This is a genomic window from Myxococcales bacterium (assembly GCA_016716835.1).
Classification (GTDB): domain Bacteria; phylum Myxococcota_A; class Polyangia; order Haliangiales; family Haliangiaceae; genus JADJUW01.
Window position 1 is genome coordinate 2,060,708 of sequence record JADJUW010000001.1, and the last position, 18,232, is coordinate 2,078,939.

14 protein-coding genes are annotated in these 18,232 nt (G+C 60.6%); 4 read left to right on the forward strand and 10 right to left on the reverse strand.

Annotation, left to right across the window (positions count from 1 at the left end):
• Positions 1-357 precede the first annotated feature (357 nt).
• Positions 358-1,509, forward strand: coding sequence for a hypothetical protein (locus IPL79_09140; GenBank protein ID MBK9071148.1), 1,152 nt, complete (start codon positions 358-360; stop codon positions 1,507-1,509).
• Here IPL79_09140 and IPL79_09145 read toward each other — a convergent pair.
• Complete coding sequence (locus tag IPL79_09145) at positions 1,490-2,494, reverse strand: hypothetical protein (GenBank protein ID MBK9071149.1); 1,005 nt, start codon at positions 2,492-2,494, stop codon at positions 1,490-1,492. The two genes, IPL79_09140 and IPL79_09145, sit on opposite strands and share 20 nt — an antisense overlap.
• 321 nt (positions 2,495-2,815) lie before the next feature.
• Positions 2,816-3,118, reverse strand: a complete 303-nt coding sequence (locus tag IPL79_09150; GenBank protein ID MBK9071150.1) for a DUF4234 domain-containing protein — start codon at positions 3,116-3,118, stop codon at positions 2,816-2,818.
• 102 nt (positions 3,119-3,220) lie between these two features.
• Between IPL79_09150 and IPL79_09155 the strand changes: the two genes are divergently transcribed.
• A complete protein-coding gene (locus IPL79_09155) occupies positions 3,221-3,916 on the forward strand; it encodes a hypothetical protein (GenBank protein MBK9071151.1) in 696 nt (231 codons plus the stop codon).
• Positions 3,917-3,973: 57 nt separating this feature from the next.
• Here IPL79_09155 and IPL79_09160 read toward each other — a convergent pair whose 3' ends face one another.
• The 5 genes from IPL79_09160 to IPL79_09180 form a co-directional block, all read right to left on the reverse strand.
• Positions 3,974-4,453, reverse strand: coding sequence for a hypothetical protein (locus tag IPL79_09160; protein ID MBK9071152.1), 480 nt, complete (start codon positions 4,451-4,453; stop codon positions 3,974-3,976).
• 167 nt (positions 4,454-4,620) lie between these two features.
• On the reverse strand, positions 4,621-5,826 hold the full coding sequence (locus IPL79_09165; GenBank protein ID MBK9071153.1) for a FecR domain-containing protein: 1,206 nt from the start codon (positions 5,824-5,826) through the stop codon (positions 4,621-4,623).
• A 244-nt stretch (positions 5,827-6,070) separates the two neighbouring features.
• Positions 6,071-6,673, reverse strand: coding sequence for a sigma-70 family RNA polymerase sigma factor (locus IPL79_09170; protein MBK9071154.1), 603 nt, complete (start codon positions 6,671-6,673; stop codon positions 6,071-6,073).
• 84 nt (positions 6,674-6,757) lie between these two features.
• Positions 6,758-7,225 carry a GNAT family N-acetyltransferase gene (locus tag IPL79_09175; GenBank protein ID MBK9071155.1) on the reverse strand — a complete coding sequence of 156 codons (468 nt, stop codon included), beginning with the start codon at positions 7,223-7,225 and terminating at the stop codon, positions 6,758-6,760.
• Between the two features lie 19 nt (positions 7,226-7,244).
• Positions 7,245-8,681 carry a hypothetical protein gene (locus tag IPL79_09180; GenBank protein MBK9071156.1) on the reverse strand — a complete coding sequence of 479 codons (1,437 nt, stop codon included), beginning with the start codon at positions 8,679-8,681 and terminating at the stop codon, positions 7,245-7,247.
• Positions 8,682-8,867: 186 nt separating this feature from the next.
• On the opposite strand from IPL79_09180, the gene IPL79_09185 reads away from it, so the two are divergent.
• Positions 8,868-9,500 (forward strand): uracil-DNA glycosylase family protein, encoded by a 633-nt coding sequence (locus tag IPL79_09185; GenBank protein MBK9071157.1) that lies wholly within the window; start codon positions 8,868-8,870, stop codon positions 9,498-9,500.
• 102 nt (positions 9,501-9,602) lie between these two features.
• On the opposite strand, the gene IPL79_09190 is transcribed toward IPL79_09185, so the two are convergent.
• Complete coding sequence (locus IPL79_09190; protein MBK9071158.1) at positions 9,603-10,160, reverse strand: transposase; 558 nt, start codon at positions 10,158-10,160, stop codon at positions 9,603-9,605.
• Positions 10,161-10,502: 342 nt separating this feature from the next.
• On the opposite strand from IPL79_09190, the gene IPL79_09195 reads away from it, so the two are divergent.
• Complete coding sequence (locus IPL79_09195; protein MBK9071159.1) at positions 10,503-11,534, forward strand: IS30 family transposase; 1,032 nt, start codon at positions 10,503-10,505, stop codon at positions 11,532-11,534.
• Between the two features lie 330 nt (positions 11,535-11,864).
• Here the strand turns inward: IPL79_09195 and IPL79_09200 are convergent, their stop codons facing one another.
• Both IPL79_09200 and IPL79_09205 read right to left on the reverse strand, forming a co-directional pair.
• Positions 11,865-16,433: a translocation/assembly module TamB domain-containing protein gene (locus IPL79_09200; GenBank protein ID MBK9071160.1), complete on the reverse strand. Its 4,569-nt coding sequence runs from the start codon at positions 16,431-16,433 to the stop codon at positions 11,865-11,867.
• On the reverse strand, positions 16,433-17,956 hold the full coding sequence (locus IPL79_09205; GenBank protein ID MBK9071161.1) for a BamA/TamA family outer membrane protein: 1,524 nt from the start codon (positions 17,954-17,956) through the stop codon (positions 16,433-16,435). The genes IPL79_09200 and IPL79_09205 overlap by 1 nt, the downstream gene beginning before the upstream one ends.
• Positions 17,957-18,232: the final 276 nt, after the last annotated feature.

Genomic DNA, 18,232 nt, shown 5'->3' on the forward strand with positions numbered 1-18,232 from the left:
GAAGATCCCAACTAAACGTCTCATCTTGAAGCGCGTCACCGTCGAAGACTTGAACACTGCCAGCGGCGCAGCCGAGTCTACCGCCTCGCCTTGCGGGCCTACCAAGTGGACCTGTCCTCCGCCTGCCACTGATCGCTACCACTATGACGGCACTCGAAATGAAGGCGGCGACGGTAAATACCCGTGCAAAGTCCATAGAGAATAGTCGCGGCTGGCGCTGCCTCCGCTGTTTATAAACTGATGGACGCTTACGCGTGGCATCCTATTCTTGAAGGCGATCGTGCAGCCCGCGCGCTCGACGCTCTGAGGGCGATTGCGCGTGACCTTGCCCGCGTACCGCGAGAGACCAACGTTGGCGTGCTTCGCCCTTGCGAAGAGGTCTTGTTCTGGGCGTATGCAACCGAGGTGCTGAGCGATAATGAGTCGCACGCCGCCTATGATCGAGCGCTGACCGCGCTGGTAAACGACGCCGCCCACGGCGAGGCACGGCGGCAAGCAGATGGCCTCCATGGTTGGCTTATGCCTGCTTGGGTCTTAAACCACGTCGCGCCCGCGGACGCCGCCAACTACTTACAAACCATGGATGAATTGCTAGAACAAACCCTGCGCGCAGCGCCGTCGCATGGGTACGATCTCATCAGCGGGTTGGCTGGCCAAGGCATCTATCTCTTAGACCGGCTGAAGCCTCGGGATGCAACGGAAACTGACGTGTCTGGGGCAGCCCCGCCTTCGGCGTCGGCGAGCGCGATAGCGCTTGCGCATATCGTCTCGCACCTCGAGCGGCTCGCCCAGCACGACGGCCTGAATCACACAACGTGGCCGCGGCATGCCTTAGAATCAAAAGGTGAACACCGAGAAACGGCTGTTTGCGTGTCGCACGGTGTGGTAGGCGCCGTTGGATTTCTCGGGCGGCTGTGCGGCACGAAATACGCTTCGCCAACTGCGCGAGAGCTTTTTGACAGCGCGTTGGCGTGGACAACAGCGCAATGGCGGACCCGGTTGGCCGCCGAATCGCCGATTGAACCTGTATGGTGTCGCGGCGCAGCTGGGTCAGTTGCCGCACTTGCTGCGGCCGTCGCTCATGCTGGTGGCAAGGCCGAGGCGCTGCACGATGTAGCCGCGCGTTGCGCTCGGAATTCGCTGCAGCGCAGCCCACTAAACGACGTTGGCTTATGTCACGGAACGGCAGGGATAGCTCACATGTTCAACAGGCTCTACCAAGCCTCTGGAGATCTTGTGCTGCGCGATACCGCCGTGGCCTGGATGACTCGGACTTTGTCGCAGCGGCATGCGCACGCCGACGTCAGCGAGTCAGACATTGGCGGCTTTGCGACGAGCTTTATATGCGCCGAAGGCAAGGAAACATGGAAAGGGTATCCAAACTTTCTCTCAGGGACTGTTGGCACTGGGCTAGCGTTGCTCGCGGCGATTAGCAGCGATGTCCCCAATTGGGATCGATTGCTGATCTGCGATTTCCCCGCAGCACCTATCATCGATTCATCGTGGTAGCGATGTAGTCCGTCCACGGCGGCGGCTCCGCTTGGGTAAGTGAGATCAGCACGGCGGCGACGCCGAGGTGCCCACCGACGAAGGAGAAGCCCCACCCTTTGGCAGGTGGTGGCGGTAACTCAGGTGCGGCGGCTGAGTATTGGTCGATGCACCAGGATAGCCAGCGGCCGGCAGCGAGGGCAAATTCGTCGCGCCCAGTCGCGCGATAGAGCTGGTGGTAGATGTGCAACAGCCCCGCAGCGCCGTGCGAAATTGTGACGTTTGGTTCCTGAATGTAGTCGGCCATAGGGCGCTGGGTGCTGCGCAACGCCACCTCGATAGCTTGTGCCTGCCATGCGCGGTCTCCAAGCGCGGTGGCGGCGGCGTAGAGCGCAAGGCCGACACCGGCATCGCCATGTGCCCACCCAGCGTCGGTCTTGATAAGACTTTGCGACTCACCTTCATACTCGAACCAGCCAAAACACGAATGCCCACCAGGGCGGATGCGTCCGAGCAGCCATCGCGTGGCGTCGGCGAGCAGTGTTTTCGCGTCCGCGCGCGCAGGCACACGCGTTGACAATTGGGCTAACCCTACGAGCAAGGCGCCGGCCCCGTGACCAAGGCCCACCTCGACGGCGCGCCCACTCGATGGCTGGTATTCAGCCCAGTAACGCGTGCCACGTTGCTCGCCCGCCACCGCGAGCCTGGCGAGCAGATCACAAAGCATATCGAGCAGCGCGTCGTGACGTCGCGCTAGCGCATACGTTAGCCAACCGGCCACGCCATCCCATAAACCGATTGGTGGCGGCGAAGCAATGGTTACGTCCGCAACCGACTCAAACAAAACCTGGTCAAACTCAGCAAGCGCGGCGGCTGCCGTCGCCGAGGGCGCATGCGCTGCAAACTGCGTCAAGAGCCATGCGGCGCCCACCGTGCCTCCAAAAAAGTTTCCGTTGGCATCTTCAGCGTTGAGCGTGCGGATTGCGGCATCACGGCCACGACCCACCGCAGGTGCGTATGGGTCTTGGTGACGCGCCATTAACACCAACCCCAACTCGGCCAGGCAATTCGCAGGCACCTCTTCCGCGGCGGTCGCTTGAGCCTCCGCATGTCCTACAATCCGATCGACAATCAGATTAAGATTTGCGGCAGAAACATTGGGCAAAGTCATGTGTGCCTGCTGCAGCTCCAAAACTACTTCTGTTGGCCAACGTCAACTTCGTCGAGCCTATGGCCTTAGCAGGGCCAATAGCATGTGACTAGGCGACTGTTGGTGAGCCTTGCACCTGATTTCTGTGGGATGCAATGTTTTTTCGCGAACGCATGCTTAGGCCGTGGCTTGCTTGTTGAGTTCTAATTGAACGATGACAACGCCTACAATGCTTAGCAGCGCGACCAGAATAAAGGCGATTACCTGGGACATCTTGCCCTTGGTCACATGCTCGACGCCACCCGCCCATTTCCAGATCCAATAGATGTTGGCGATAGGTACGATTAGCAACCAGGCGGTTGGAATTTCTGCGCCGAGCTCGACCATTTCAGTCTTGGTGGAGACGTACCAGTAGATGCCATAGATGCCGAACGTCAAAAACGTATAAAGAATCATTAAGCCGATGGAGCGATTTTTCATAATTGAGCGCTTCTCGCATAGGTACGGCGAAAAGAAAAGCCGAAAACAAACCTGTCGCACGCTATTACGCCTTGGCTGGTCTTGCGCGAATAATCCACTGCGATGCGAACCGTAACCCCACTCGGCGCGGCACGCATGGCCGCGATGCTGGTCGTGCAGCGGCCAGGGATGGTCGCCTTGCTGACGGGCATTTCGTTTGTGCCGGCCATCGCCTATGGGGCGGCGACGGCGCGCGCCGGGGACGCGACCCTGGCGAGCTTGATGATATTCGCCGGCTTGTCGTTGGCCGGGATGTTGGTAATGACCTCGCTATCAACCCATGCGGTGGCGTACTTCATGGCGAATCAACATGCCTCCGTAGGCGCCAGCGTCCGGCATGGCTTGGCGTCGCTTTGGCGGGTGCTTGGCGCCACCATTTTGCTAGTGCTCATCTTGGGATCCGCCTTGGCGACCTATGTGATCCCCGCGCTGCTCATTGCGGCGCTCTTGTACGTGGTTATTCCCGTCGTCGTCTTCGAGGATGTTGGGGTCGTGGAGAGCCTGTCGCGTTCGGCGGTGCTTACCAAGGGATATCGGGCGACATGCTTTTTCGCCAACCTCGTGTTGTTCGGCGGCATGACGCTGGCGGCCAATCGACTGTTCGTCTACTTGCCACCGCCCTACGACGTCTTGGCGGCAATGGCCGTTGTCATTGGCTGCATGGCGTTCTCGGCGCTGCATGCGGTAGCCAGCTACGTCATGCTGCGCGAGCAAAAAGAGGGCGCCAACCCAAACAGCCTCGCCGACGTGTTTTCGTAGATTCGCCCAATCGCGCGCCTGGCCCTTGCTTTTGCGGGGTGAACGAACGCTCGCCGCTTACGGGGTTGTCGCTTTGCGATAGTAGAATTTTGCGCCAGCCACCGTGACCGTTCCGGTCTCACTGCTGGCTTTCACGTTCACCACGCCGTTGAACTTAATCTTGAGCAGATTGCCCTCGGCCGAATCCATCGCGCTGCCAAAGATGTCCTTGTTGCAATCGATGCAACGCGCACGCAATAGCAGCGAGGCACTATACTGAACCAAGGTGACGCGGTTCATAGGCAGCCCTTGGCGGATGGTCAAGACATAGGCACCGTGGCTGGGCTGCTCGACGCACAACTCGGTTGGGGTGCGGGGGAACTGCCCCTTGGTCGCTGCCAATTCGTAGCACTGAACCGCAGTCGGCACCGACACAGGGGGCATGGCCGGCGGGGGTGCCGGTTGGGCCTGCGCCAACCCAGCGCAAAGACCAACGACGATGAGCAAGGCCGCGATGCCAGAGCTTAGGGATTTTCGATTTCGGATATGGAAAGACATGTTGTCTCGACTCCTATCATGGCGAGTTTATTCACGCCAATCGTTATTTCTTGCCAACAATCCTGCCTTTTCGCTTTCCGCTGCTTCTGATGAGTGTCTTGTGCGTCGGGGCATCGAAACTGCGCCATCAGCGCAGCCAAAATGCCCCGGCAGCGCCAGGCGCAGCGCTACTGGTCGCCTTCGTCGGGGCAGCCCATGATCATCTTAAAAAGCGCGCTATTTGCGCGAAACTCGCGCGCTCGTTCGGCACCGATGATCGCAGCGAGGTCGGCTTCAATATGGTCCGCGACGTAAGCGATCCGGCGGTAGTATCGTTCGATTGGAGGACGGTTTTTACTATCGGCCGGGGGCGTCAGATCACCGGCTTTCTCGAGGGCGATACGCTTTCTCGCCTCCGCTGCCTCGGGGCCAGCTTTTTGTTCTAGCTCGCGTTCCATGCTCTGTGGGTCTAGCGCGTCGGCGCCTTGCTCATCACCGGTTACCTCGACATATAGTGCGCGAATTTCAGCAATGAGCGGCTCCACATTGCGCTTTAGCGCGGCGTTGACAAGCTTGACCTCATCGAGCGATAGCCCTAGCTGCTCGGCTTTATTGGCTTCTATTTGATGAACCGGAATCGTGAGTTCCGGCACATCTAAATACAATCCGCACTGCTTGGACAATTCCCGCCAATCTGCCGGGGAGAAATCCCACGGTTGTTTGCCGCCCGCTGCGGGAGGCCCCCACGGCTTGTCTTTGACTTCCTTTTCAAGCGCGGCGACCTTTTGGTCGAGGCTGACCGCGTAGCCGCGTAATAGTTCGTCGCGGTGGAGTAGTTCCGCTACGGTTGCTCCTGCGCGCGGCGGTGCAAGCGCGGCGACTAATTCGGGCGTCATCGCGTTGCTGCTCGTTGGAATTGGCCGCGGGCCAAGGGCCATCTTGGCAGCATTGCCGCCGATTCGCATTTGCTCGCCGGCGGCAACAATTTCGGTTTTGCCTGCGTGCTCCACGGCAACGTTTCCTTCGTAAACCGTTACTAGAACAGCGCTGGCAACGGCTGCGCCTATACCGGCCGAGATTGCTAATTTAACGGTATTATTCATAGGTAGCACCTCAATGCGAAAACAAGTTCCGTGCACGACGACGTCGCCTTCGGGGGTTTTAACAACAAATGGATTGCCGCTGTTCACTCGATAAAACACCGAGCCAGCGGTTTGTTTGACGACAATGGCTTTGCCACTATTTGACCACGACAGGCGTGCCGCAGGTTCGAGCACGGCCACCGCACGGCCCGCCATCTCCACGCTTTGGCGATCGGCGGCAGCAATGACAGGTGACGAGTAAACACCATTGTTGGTCGTTCTTGGCCGTAGCCATAGCGCGGCGGCCGCCACAAACGCCACTAGGCCCATACTGGCTAGCGCCAAGCGCGTGGCGTGCTTGCGCGAAGGTTCGACGATGTGGTTTACGGACGCCATGCGGCTATTGGTAGCGGCTGTTTGGCGCCTTGCTAGTTGCGGATTTGCAAGGCGGTCAGCAAATGAGGCGGGCGGCTCAACGACATCCCACGCGCCCTCGATGGCTTCGCGCTCCTCAGGCGTCCACTCGTCGGGTGCTTCCGGTGGCAATTGGCGCGTATCATCGGTCATGGTAAACCTCACGTAAGGAAAGACGCAGCGTCTCGCGCGCTCGCGACAGTCTCGAGCGAACCGTGCCGACGTCCAGCGATAGCGCCACGGCAACCTCCTCGTAGGACATCTCTTCGAATTCGCGCAGTACCACCACCGCGCGTTGGTGGACTGGAAGTGCTTCGACCGCGGCGCGGATACGCACGGCGACGTCCCGACTGTGGCGTTGCTCCACGACCGTGGCCGTTTGATCCTCAGCCTCAACATCAGATGCTGTCCGGCCCTGGTTAGCACGCGCAAGCTCATCCAAGGTAATGCGTACAGCAATAGTCAAGAGCCACGTTGATAGCTTGGCGGCTTTGGTATGGTCAAACCTAGGCAGCGCCGCAAACGCGCGCATAAATGTCTCCTGGGCCAAATCTTCGGCAGCGTGCTTCCGTCGAGGTCCCAGCATCCGGCTGATCACGGAAAACACACGCCGCTCATAGGTTTTGACGAACGTCCGCCCTGCTGCCGGCTCCCCGCGCTGCGCGCGGCGCAACGTTACCTGATCCAATTCCTCATTGGCCGGTTTTCGGAGTTGAGCGGCATATCCGTTCACATGGTCTTTCACGGCATAGGGCGCCGAAAGTTCCAGCTAAATTGCGTTCGTTGCGAGAATATCCGCAAAGCCACCAGTTGCGCGCCAGCTCGCGACCTACGCATCGCTAACTGCTAACTGCTGACTGCTAACTGCTAACTGCTCTGTTGACATCTCGAATTTCACCTCGCCATTTGCATAGAGGCCAACCTCACGCCAGCCTTGCAATCTGTAAAAACGTTCAGCGCGGGTGTTTGCATCAGTTCCGAGATAGAGCGGTTGATCTGTTTTTGCAAAATAGAAATCCAGCATCATACGATGGAGGGTTTTTCCGATACCTTTGCCTTCAAAATCCGGGTGAACAAACATGGCCCAAACGCTGTGGCTTTGCAGGTCGACGATCGCAATGCCAACAATGACGCCATGCTCATTTTCGGCAACCCAGCCTTTGCCCTTGGACGTGAGGTGGTCGGCGTACTCGTGTTCGGTGACCAGGCTGGGTGAGCTCAACCGGTTTTCCCGCACCGATAGTCGAACCGCAGACATGCCAGGTATATCGGACAGCAATGCTTCGCGGTAGTTCATGAAAATTCGTCTCAGTGGGTTATTCGCATAGATTGCTGCTCCTGCCAAGCGCGAATAGAGCCGTGCAAAGTCCATGGTCGAGCGGTGAGTGTGTGTAGCGCGGGGGCGGTTGCATCGGCATGCCGCGTAGTTGCAAGTCCTCTATCCATTCGCGGTGGACATCCTTGCGAATGACAACGAGGTAGCTCTCAACAATCGCGCGCCTCACGTCCGTGGCGGGGATGCCTTGCCGGGCCGCGCTTGCAATCAGGCTTGTCGACATGGCAGCCAGATCAACGTTTTCGTGCGCGGCGAAGGTCGTCGCCGCGAGCACCGCACCATGTGCCTTGAGCACTTCCATCGCAGGATGGATGAGCCTGTGCTCCCCTTTGCCAAGATTTGCCAGGGTGAGAAATGCCCTGAACAACTCAGCATCGGCGCATACCTCGCGTTTAAGCAGGCCGGCTGTCCCGACGTCCAATACCGACAGCCGCAGGATCAGATGCTGAATCATGTACAAATCTACGTCGTAGTTACTCGGCTCATTGCAGAGTTCGTAAGGAAGCTGATGCCCGCGCAGATGGCTCGCTACAGAGTTGGCTGATTGGAGCGTGCTGCCCGCGGGCACCTCTGCAAAGGCTGCAATCAACGACATGGCTTCATGCTCCAGCCCCGCGACCTTGGCCAATTGCAGGGTTGTGAGAAGCCGGCCTCGAAGCAGCTTGAGACCATGTATATCGGCAATGCCGTGCGATTTGACTGAGGACGCCGTCCGGATCCACGTTATCAGTACGCCTTGCGCCTCGAGCCACCCCGCATCTGGTTCGTCTGCACTCGCTCCGTCTAGGCGTTGCCTCAATATTACGTGGAGGTAGGGATGAAGCGCGGCTAACACATGGGCATCCAAATGCTCGCCTCTAAGCCAATGGCTGTCAGCGCCGGAAGTGGCCCAGGTACGCAGGTTGGCCTGCACAACCCACGACCAAATCGGTTCCTGCTCGATGAGGCTTCTGGCGCCGATGGTCTCCGCGGCCAAGACGCGTGCATCGTCTAGTCTCGCGCAGTTTGCGTAGTCAAATTGTGGCAATGCCGGCGGCGAGGTACGCGACCACGCCAGAGTAGCAATCTCCTCACATTTCGCAGTCGTCAATGAATCAGTTGTCGCCGTTAATACGGCGTACAACACCTCGATGCCGCGCTTGGCTGGTACATGGGGAAGCTCAAACGCTGTCTTAAGCTTGCAAACATGCTCGGCACGCAGGTCGAGCAGTGCTGTTGCGCCAGGTGCTTGCGGGGCGACAAATATAGGTGCGACGTATTGCTCAAATGGCGCGGCTAGATCTTCGACGTTCAAATATTCCTGCCGCGGCATCGCGCATGTAAACGCGGGGCTTAAAAACTGATTCGTTTGGTAGGGAACGCGGTTGGTGTTTTGCCGAGAGGCACAGGCCAAAACCGAACCCAGGACGAAGATCACCCCGCAGCGAATCGTATCTAGGCCATGGTGCCTTTGCATGCGTCATCATTATCAGCATCGGCCTTCCGGTGTGGCGCGGGCCGGCTAACATCTGATGGCGCCCCGCGACCAGGGTCGCACGCGGCAACGTGACCGGTACATCATAGCCTCAGATGAATGGCGGCGGCCCGCGTGATACGTTTGGGTGTGCACGCTACCAAGCCGCCCCTCTTGGCCTATCGCGACGAAGCGCAGGCTTGTACGCGCTGCCAGGATGGCGGCGCCATCTACAAACATAACGACACCTGGGCACGCCCGCTGTTCGATAGGCACCTCAATTGTCCAAGCGGCGTGCTCGTGGTGGCAGAGGCGCCAAATTTCGACGATACGTTCGTTGAGGGCAAGGGCTACCTCACCTATGACATCGAGTCTGACCCGACCGGAAATTTCGCACGCGAGTTGCTTGCCTCGGTGGCGCTCACCACCACCGATGTCCTCTTTACCAACGCCGTCTTGTGTCTGCCCAAGGCCCGCGACCAGCGCCACCCGGTGACAGGTAAGCTCATGCGCGCGTGCAGTCCGTGGCTGCAAAGACTCATTGATGACGTGCAGCCCCGCGTCGTCGCAACGTTCGGCCTTAAGGCGCTGTCGGCCGTGCGCCTAATTGAGAAACACGGCCTGCGCAAGCTCGCGGATCACGCTGGCAAGCCGGTGCCGTGGTATGGGCGGCAGCTGCTGCCCTTGTTTCACCCTGGCAGGCTGGGGCGTATCAGCCGAAGCGCGGCGGCCCAACTCGCAGACATAGCCGTACTGCGCGGCTTGCTAGCGGATAAATGCTGACAATGAGCTAGTCGGTGCACTTGCGAAGCTTTCACCTATCTCAGAGCTGGGAGTGAGATAGACGCCCGGGCAGTTCTCGAACTTCGCTCGTGAAAAATAGGCCTAGCGGAAGGGTCGGCGGGGCACCAAGCCATGGCGCCGCCAGCCCGTGGTCAGCAACCACGTTTGCGCCGCGTGGACCGGCGACGGCGCACGCGTTGCGGCTTGCCACCTGGCCTCGTCGTCGGTCGCGCGTGCAAAGCCGTTGAAATAGGGCGCCGACGAGCATTGGTCGATGCTGACGACGGAAGCACGCGGCGATGGGCCGTGACCTTTGACTACGTGGTTGGCGCGATTCATAAGCACATACACCAGCGTGTTGCGCACATCGCGAGGCACGGTCAGTGCGCGGGCAAATGCTCGGGTGCCCCACACCCGCCATCTGCGGCGGCCAAGGGCTTTGTTGATCGCGCGCGCGCCGCGGGTCACCAAGCTCGTGATGCCTGCGCGCAGGGTTCGCTTATCTTCAGCCTCAATAACTAGGTGTACGTGATTAGTCTGTACCGAGAATTCGACGATGCGAAAGGTGCGGTCACCTAGGCGCGGGCATTCGCTTTGGTTGGTGGCGGCAATGCTATGGCGAAGGGCGGCAAATAGATCAGCACGACGCAGCGACGGCACGTCCTTTGCGACCCGAAGCGTAACGTGGACCGGATGCGCAGGGTTATGCAAAGGCCGCGCGCGATGAGGCGTCGGGCGCAGGCGGCTCTTTGGTTTGGGGCCAGAGCCCGGCCGCGCGCCGCCGCGGCGACTGCCGTCGCGCGCGGGTTTGCGAATGGATAGCTGTTCATGAACGCGGCGCGGGCGGCGAGTAGACGCAGTTTGAGACAATTTCGCGCCAAGTTCAGATCCGAAATGCAACGATCAGGATGTTCGACCCAATTGGGTCCGCTGGTTCGTCCAAAATCTGGTCGTTAAGCGCGGTCGTCCTTTACCCTCCTTTGTGGTCAAGGGGAGGAAATTATGACCTGGCGACATCTGACGTTGGACGAACGATACCAAATCCAAGCGATGGCTAAAAATCGTGAATCACAGGCAGCCATAGCTCGCGCCCTTGGCCGTTCCCCATCAACGATATCGAGGGAATTGCAGCGCAACGTCATCCCTGCTGAGCCGCGCCAGTATCTCGCACGGCGAGCCGCGCAGATGACGCAGCGCCGACGCGTTGCCAAGGGTGCCGCCAGCCGCAAAATCCAGGGTGAACTCGCGCAATTGGTCGAGCAAAAGCTCAGGCTCGGATGGAGTCCAGAACAGATCGCGGGGCGACTCGCTTCAGAACTCGCGGTACAGGTGAGCCATGAAACGATTTATCAGCACGTACTCCGTGACAATGCCTTGCCATATGCGGAGAGCAAGCGACTTCGCTACTGTCTTCGCTGGCACGGATACAAACACCACCGCTTCAGGAAAAGCCGTATGTCAGAACGAACACGCGCCCGCAAGAACTGGATCAAGGACCGACCACAGGCGGCGAATAAGCGCACCGAAACCGGGCACTGGGAGCGCGATCTCCTACTCGGCAAGCGCGGTCACTCAGCGCTGCTAACGATCATTGACCGCAAGTCGCGATACCTGCTTGTAGAACATGTGCTCCGTGTCGGATCCGCGGAAGTCGCAGAGGCAACGGTCAAGGCGCTCAGACCGCATCAAGGCGTTACAAAGACGATGACCAATGACAACGGTGCCGAGTTTCAACGAGACGCCAAGCTTCAAACCAAGCTTGGCATTCCAATTTTTTTCACTGAACCTGCGGCACCGTGGCAGCGCGGCAGCATAGAAAATGCCAACGGGCTGATCAGGCAGTATTTGCCCAAGGGTGCCGATTTAGACCAAATCCAGCGCTACATGCCGGAGGCGCTAGAGCATGCGCTCAACTTCCGTCCTCGGAAGATCCTCGACTACCGCGTGCCCCACGAGGTATTCTTCAATCAGGAGCTGAATTTGATGACGGGAGACTTAATGCGTTTCGGTATTGAAACCGGCCGCATCCATTGAATAGGGCTATCTTAGTACAAATCATTCCAATATTACAAACAAATTGTTATTCTGTTTACATCCTTGTCGCGCCGGGCCGCCGGCTCCTTACAGGCCGCGGCCGGCGCATGGATGGGGTTTCCGTTTATTTCGATGGGTGTTGTCGAGTAGGCGCCGGGCCCGGCTCTACATGGCCAGCGCCCCGGCGCTCCATCGCACGACAGTTGGACTGCTCAAGATGGTTCATGTCGCGCCGGGCCGCCGGCTCCTTACAGGCCGCGGCCGGCGCATGGCCATCGTGGTTGTTACCCGGGACGCTGGGAACCTTGAACACGAGCTCCCTCGAATTGATTACCAGCGCTTGGTCCACAGCAGATCTACGCCATGGACGCCGCTGTCGCCGACGACGCCGTCGAGCATGAGGCGGCGGCCGAGCCAGTATTCAAGTTGCGCCTCGCCGCCGTTTTCGTCGACCCGCGACTCGACGCGCTGGCGATACGCCACGAACAGGCGTGAGGTGATCCATTTGCCAATCGTCACCGCGGCGGTGGAATCGCCGGTGGCGGCCTCGTAGGTGAGGACGTCGATATCAATGGGTAAGTAAGGGTCGAGATAGCCTGTGACCTTCTGCGACAAGAACGATGACGTTAGCGCGGTAGCCGCATCGCGCAGGCCGCGGCCAGGGTCCGCGCCTGGCCGGCCACCGAGCAAAATGCCAAACAGCTGGCCCTCGCTGTAGGTCGAAGGATCGGAGCGCAGCCTCAACGTGGGTTTGCTGAGCCGCCCGGTGACCATCATATGAAGCGCCAGATCGGGGAACTCATGCACAAGTTCAATATCTAAGATGGGATCGAGCGAGCCATCAAAGCGCACCGCGGCGCGCACCGTGCGGTAGCGGCGGTCAAAGAGCGTGACGTCGCTTTGATTGCTCTCGACGGCGCCGTGGATCCAAATAGCTTCGTCCCCCACCTCGGTGGTCAAGGTGCCACCCACCTCGCCGCGATATTCCTCGGTTTGCACGCGCACAGCCTTAAGCACCACCTTGGCGATTAAATACGGGCGCAGCGGCCGTTCGCCAATTATGGCGGCAAACCCGGGTGATGGTGCGGTTGCGGCGGGTGCGGGCCGACCGTTCTCAATAAAGACGACGTCGGCAGGCACCCCAATTGGATGTAGTTCTTGCCCCGTGCGCTCAGGCACCACGACCTTGGCGTCGGTCACCGTGGTCGTCGCGCGCCACAAGGCCCCGTCGCGCTTTACCTCAAGGCGCACCTTGCCGCTAAGGATGGGCTGGATCTCGTTGACGATCTGAACGTTGACAACCTTAAGATCGGCCTGGGCGGTGTTTGGCAAAATGCCCTCAAAGGCACCCTTGCCTTTCAGGGTTACGCGCCCGCTGCCAATGCGCCCTTCGGCCTCGAAAACGACTTGGCCATCTTTGGCGGTTAACAAGACGTTGGCGTCTCGCAAGGTGCCTATAAGCGCATGAATCGACAACTCGCCCTCGCGCAGGCGAAGGCTGCCGGCCATCGCCGTCGTACGTCGGTCGAGGCCAGCTACCTGCACATCCGCGTCGAGCCTCCCGGATATGCCGATCATCGACGATGGGCCAAGCCTGGTGAGCGGTTCAAGATCAAAGTCGGCCGCAACCACTTGGACAGAGGCTGCTTCCCAATCGTCTTGCGGCGCCTGCGCGGCCAGCTTGAGCGTGCCGCCATGGTCCTGGCTGCTGACCACGTCCAGCGTGGTTGCGCCATCGCCGTAGTGAAGGGTTGCGATAAGCTCGGCAATCCCCCGGCGCCTGTTGCCGATATCTTTGAGCGTCAAGGTGGCGTCCGCGATGGGCCGTTTCGCGGTGCCTCCGAGCGTGGCCGCAAATGAAACCGTGCCGCCCAAGCGTCCAGGGCGTCCGAACGCTTTGGCTAGGGCCCCGGCAGGGACGGCGATCATCTCCGCCGTACCAGAGAGGGGCGACTTCATGATCATGTCCGGCGTGATGGCGCGCCAGTTGGCGATAAGGCTTGCGGGTAGCTTCATTTCGGCCTTGGCCGACAGCAAGGGCTGCCCCCCTTGCAGCGCCGACGTGAGCTGCGCCGTCAGGCCTACGCGTTTGTCGAACGTTGCCACTAAGGTTGCAGAGACGGGGGTTAGCAGCGGGCCACCGTGCAGCCCAACCAGTTCCAGCTTTGCGGTGGCACCTGCAAGCGCAGGCGCAAGCTCGATGGCCACATTCATTTTACCAGCCCACGGGTTACGCATGCCAAGCCGACGCGCAAGGGCGGCGTCGAGCACGATGCCGTTAGCACTAAGCGTCGCGCCCCGGAGCGCGCTGCCATCAAGCGCCAGCCAGGCGTCTAGATCGAGCGGCCGCGCCGGCAATTCGACGCTGGCCTCGATCCGTCCGGTGCCAACGGTGGCAACGTGTGCCTTCGCATCAATCGCGAGCACGGGCCGCGCATTGGGGCCCATGCTAGACGTCAGCGTCGCCTCGACGTCGAGAGGCCCCGGTAGCAGCGCGTGGCCGGTGACGTTGTGAGCGCGGAGCGTACCGCTGCTGCCGAGCGGCGATAGGGTCAACGAGCCATCGATGCGCCCGCCTGGTTGGGTGGTGGGTAGAGGCGTTGGATCGACCTCAAGGCCAAGCATGGTCGCGAGCACGGCGAGGTCCAAGGCTTCGATCGTAAAGGTGCCGCCAGTTAGATCACGTCCTTCGATGCGCCGCCACGCCTCGACATCGGTGACGCGTGCCGGGGCGCGGACATCCATCATCATGGCAACTCGGCCCAGTTCGTCGCCTCGCAAGGAACCTTCGATGCGGATCTTGCGAGGTGAAATCGCGGCCTCGAGTTCAATCTTGACCGGTGGCGCATCAGCCGTTACGCGCAGCTCGTCGATGGTGCCGGTGACGCTGCCGGACATGCCGCCAGGGACTTGCCGAAGCTCGCCATTCAAGTTGGCGAGGCCGGTGAGCCTGCCGCCCAACCCCAGCATTTGGTCGATCTGCGCAAGATCGACGCCCTTGATGTTTACGTCGCCAGCGACGGTGCCTTGCCGACGTCCACCATAATGATAGTTAGCATTTGCGAGCACGGTGCCCTCGGCGATGCCTGTTCTAAAATTCGTCACGAGTACGTGCTGCGCCTTAGGCAGCACCGTAATTTGCCCGCCCTGCCCCTGCCACCGTACGCCGCGCAAACGCAGGTCGTGCGGGCCGATGCGCACCTCAACCTTGGCTGGGTTTACGTCGACCGTGGCGTCTAGATCGAGGTTCCATCGCTCGCTGCTGCCACCAGAGCGCGCTGTCACGGCAATGCGGCCATCCGTTGTCGCGTTGGCCTTAAGCGAGAACACGCCGATGACGTCTGATCCAATCGAGACGCCGGTCGCAACCAGGCGGGCGTCACCCTTGGGTGCAGCGGGCAGGCCGCTTGCCTCGATGGCTACGCTTGCGTTGGCGACGGCCGTGGTGGCGTAGCGCAGGCGAGCGCCGCGCAGTTGGCCCGCCACGCTAAGCGACGGCATACCTGGTGCGAGCGTGCCCGCCAGGGCGAGGTCCGCCGACAACGCGCCTCGCACCTGCGGCAGGCCGCCATAGGCGCGATCGATTTGTGCCGTCGAGGCGACGAGGCGCCCCTTGGTTAGCCGAAGGACCTTGGCGTCATCAAAATCAATGACGCCCTCAAAGCGTGCCTTGGTGTCGCCCGGGGCGCTGGCGGCGAGCACGACGTCGGCGCTGCCGTTGGCAATCTCCACGTCGAGGTCGAGGCTAGCTTCATTGACGTAGCCCTCGCCGTAGCGCCCGGTGCCGTCGATCTTGACGTTGCCGACGATGGCTCGCGCACCCTCGAGCGCGTCATCTAGTCCAAGGTCGACCTTCATCGTCGCCGTAATCGCGGTGGGTGGCGTCGACTGCAATAGCGCCTGGGCATTAAGGTCTGTCGTGCGAAATTCGCCGCGCAGCCGCATCGCATCTGGGTCGATCGTCGCCTCGCCGCTCATGGACTCGCTGCCGACCGAGGCCTTGATGGCCGCGATAATATGTTCGCCCGGTTTCAGCTCAAGCTGAAGCCGCACATCGCCCGGGAGCACCAAGGTTGGGACGACGCGGAGCACCGAGCTTGCTGGCGCTACCATAGAGACCTGGCCGCTGATCCGAGGCGCATTGACGTTCATATGGACGTCTGTGGCGGTGACCACAATCTGGTCCACCGATGCGGTCAATTCCGTCATCGACACGATCTCATCGACCACCCTCACATCGCCTGAAATTTGCAGCGGCACTGCGCGTTCGCGCCAGCTGGCAGCTACATGCAGGCGCGCCTGAATAGGACCATTAGCTTTGACTGAGGCATTCGCTGTCCCGGCGAGGTCGTCGAGGTGCATGACCTCGTCGGCGCCCTGCCCGTGGAACTCGGCGCGGCTGTCATCAATGCTGATCTTGTCAAGTCGCACGTCCCACGCGCTGGGTTCATCCTGGGGGCGCAGCAACCCGGCAAGATTTATCCCGTCTGCACGTTGCCTGGCGGTTACCTTCGCGCCGCGGATGATCAATTCACTGATGAGAACGTCGCCGGTGAGAAGCCCGGATGAAGCAATATCAAAGGAAGCCTCGGCGATCGCGACCGCCTGCTCCCCATGCGCATCGTCAATGGAGATATCGCGCACGACGAGCCGGGTAAAAATGCTGCCTTCAACGTTGCCGAGCCGCACCTTGCCGACAAAAAAGTCTTGGGCAATTAGCTCGGCCCTGGCGCGCAATTGCTCGCGTCCCCACGCGGTATGAATCGCCACCAAAACCACGGCGAGGAGCACGATGACCAAGCCAAGCAAGATGGCGACGCCGCGACCGAGCCAGCGCAGCCCCCCACGCCAGCGCGATCGCGCAGGCTTCGGCGAGGACCGCGGCACAATGACCTGCATTAGAAGGCCTCGCCTATATTGAGGTGGAAGGCGAAGCGGTGGCCAGGATATGGCTCGCCGATGCCAACGCGGTTTAGCCGATACCCAACGTCGAGCCGAATGGCGCCGATAATGGTTGGTACGCGCAAGCCCGCGCCGATTGCCCAATGCAAATTGCCGATATCGATTGCCCCAATCCGTTCGGTCACGTCGGCGCCATCGAGAAAGAGAACGCCGCCAAGGTCAAGTCCGCGAATGGAGCCGAGTGGGGAGCGCACCTCTCCTCCAACTTCAAAAAGCGCGCCACCACCATAAATGACGGAGACGGCCTCGCCATCAACGGTGTTCGAAGCGGACGGCGACAGACGCCGTTCCGGAAAGCCGCGTTGGCCGCTCGCGCCGCCGCCAAAAAAGCGGCTGGCCACGGGGATATCGCCAAAAAAGGCGCCAACTCTCAGACGCGCCGCCAGGACCATGGCGCCCATCGGGACGTAGCCGCGCACGTCGGGCACGATGCGCACATAGTCAAACGCTCCGCCCGCGGCGGCGGTGCCCTCCTCTATTCTGATTTCAGCGTAGCCACCACGCGTTGGCGCAACCGGGCTATCGCGTAAATCCACCACGAGCGCTTGGAAGTAGGCGCCCACCCGGTTAAGCACATCCAGGCCCAAGACGGTTTGCAGCGCCTCGTCGATGGCCGGGCTGATATCTCGGAACTTGAGAATTTCCAATTGCCAGCCCAGCTCGCCGTGGACAAGGCGGCGCAGCAGCGGCGCACGCAGCGCGAGCCGGAGCCGCGGCCCGACGCTGGTATACGCCTCAACCGTTCGATAGGTGAATGCCGTCTCCATCTCGCCTTTAATGAGGGGGCGAAACAGATCGATGCGGTCGAGGCCAGCGATCGCTTCGATGCGCGGCTCGATCTGGCCACTGTCTCGCAGGCGAACCAAGGCGGGCCGGAACTCTAAACGCGTGTTAGTCAACGTCCATGGCGACCCGGTGATATTGTAGGTCGAACGGCCGCGGATTTCATACGAGGTAGGGTCGACCCCAAACCCGCCACCTAGCCGCAATTCGCGCCGCGTCGCCCGTGTCACCGTGATGACAATCGGGATTTCCTCGCGCTCGACCGAGAGATCTGGCTCGATCCGAATCTGCGAAAACCGATTCATGTCGTAGAGATTGACCTGGGCCTCGGCGAGTTTCGCGCTGGAGTATCGCTCGCCGGTTTGGATGGGCACGCGGGCACGGGCGGCGCGACCCAACTTGCCGCCAAACCCCCTCAGGACGACATCGCCAAATCTGCATAAAAGGCCCGGCGTGAGCTCCAGCCTAATAATGGCATGATCGAGCACAACGTCGGCAGCCACCGAGGCTTCGAGTTTGGCGAAGGCATAGCCTGCCCGCCGCATGGCCTCGACGATGCGTGGCTTTGCCAGCTCGAACGCCTCGTAGTCAAAGGTCTCGCCGTCGCGCTGGGGAATCAGCTCGCGAATCTCCGCCACCGAGAGCCCCGCGTCAGCAGGCACGCCCGCAATTTCCACGCGGGCGAGCGTGGCGCGTGGCCCTTCCGTGACGTCAAAGAATACGTCAACCGATCGTCCAGTGCGTTCAACATTGCCTCGAACTTGTGCGCGAAAAAACCGTGGCGGACATAGTAGCCGCGAAGGCGCTCGGCATCGACGGAGAGCAGGTAGCGCTCAAACGACTCGCCTTCCCGTCGCGAACGTTCGAGCGCCAGCCCGCTTAGCATCGGTGACCGCTTTAGACTGAGACCTTTGCCTTCTGCCCCGCGAATCGTTACGCGCTCGATGGTGACA

Excerpts from the sequence above, each read along its gene's own strand:
- IPL79_09200 (MBK9071160.1), bottom strand. The coding sequence starts at position 16,433 with ATGCAGGTCATTGTGCCGCGGTCCTCGCCGAAGCCTGCGCGATCGCGC.
- IPL79_09150 (MBK9071150.1), bottom strand. The coding sequence starts at position 3,118 with ATGAAAAATCGCTCCATCGGCTTAATGATTCTTTATACGTTTTTGACG.
- IPL79_09160 (MBK9071152.1), bottom strand. The coding sequence starts at position 4,453 with ATGTCTTTCCATATCCGAAATCGAAAATCCCTAAGCTCTGGCATCGCG.
- IPL79_09175 (MBK9071155.1), bottom strand. The coding sequence starts at position 7,225 with ATGAACTACCGCGAAGCATTGCTGTCCGATATACCTGGCATGTCTGCG.
- IPL79_09155 (MBK9071151.1), top strand. The coding sequence starts at position 3,221 with ATGCGAACCGTAACCCCACTCGGCGCGGCACGCATGGCCGCGATGCTG.
- IPL79_09195 (MBK9071159.1), top strand. The coding sequence starts at position 10,503 with ATGACCTGGCGACATCTGACGTTGGACGAACGATACCAAATCCAAGCG.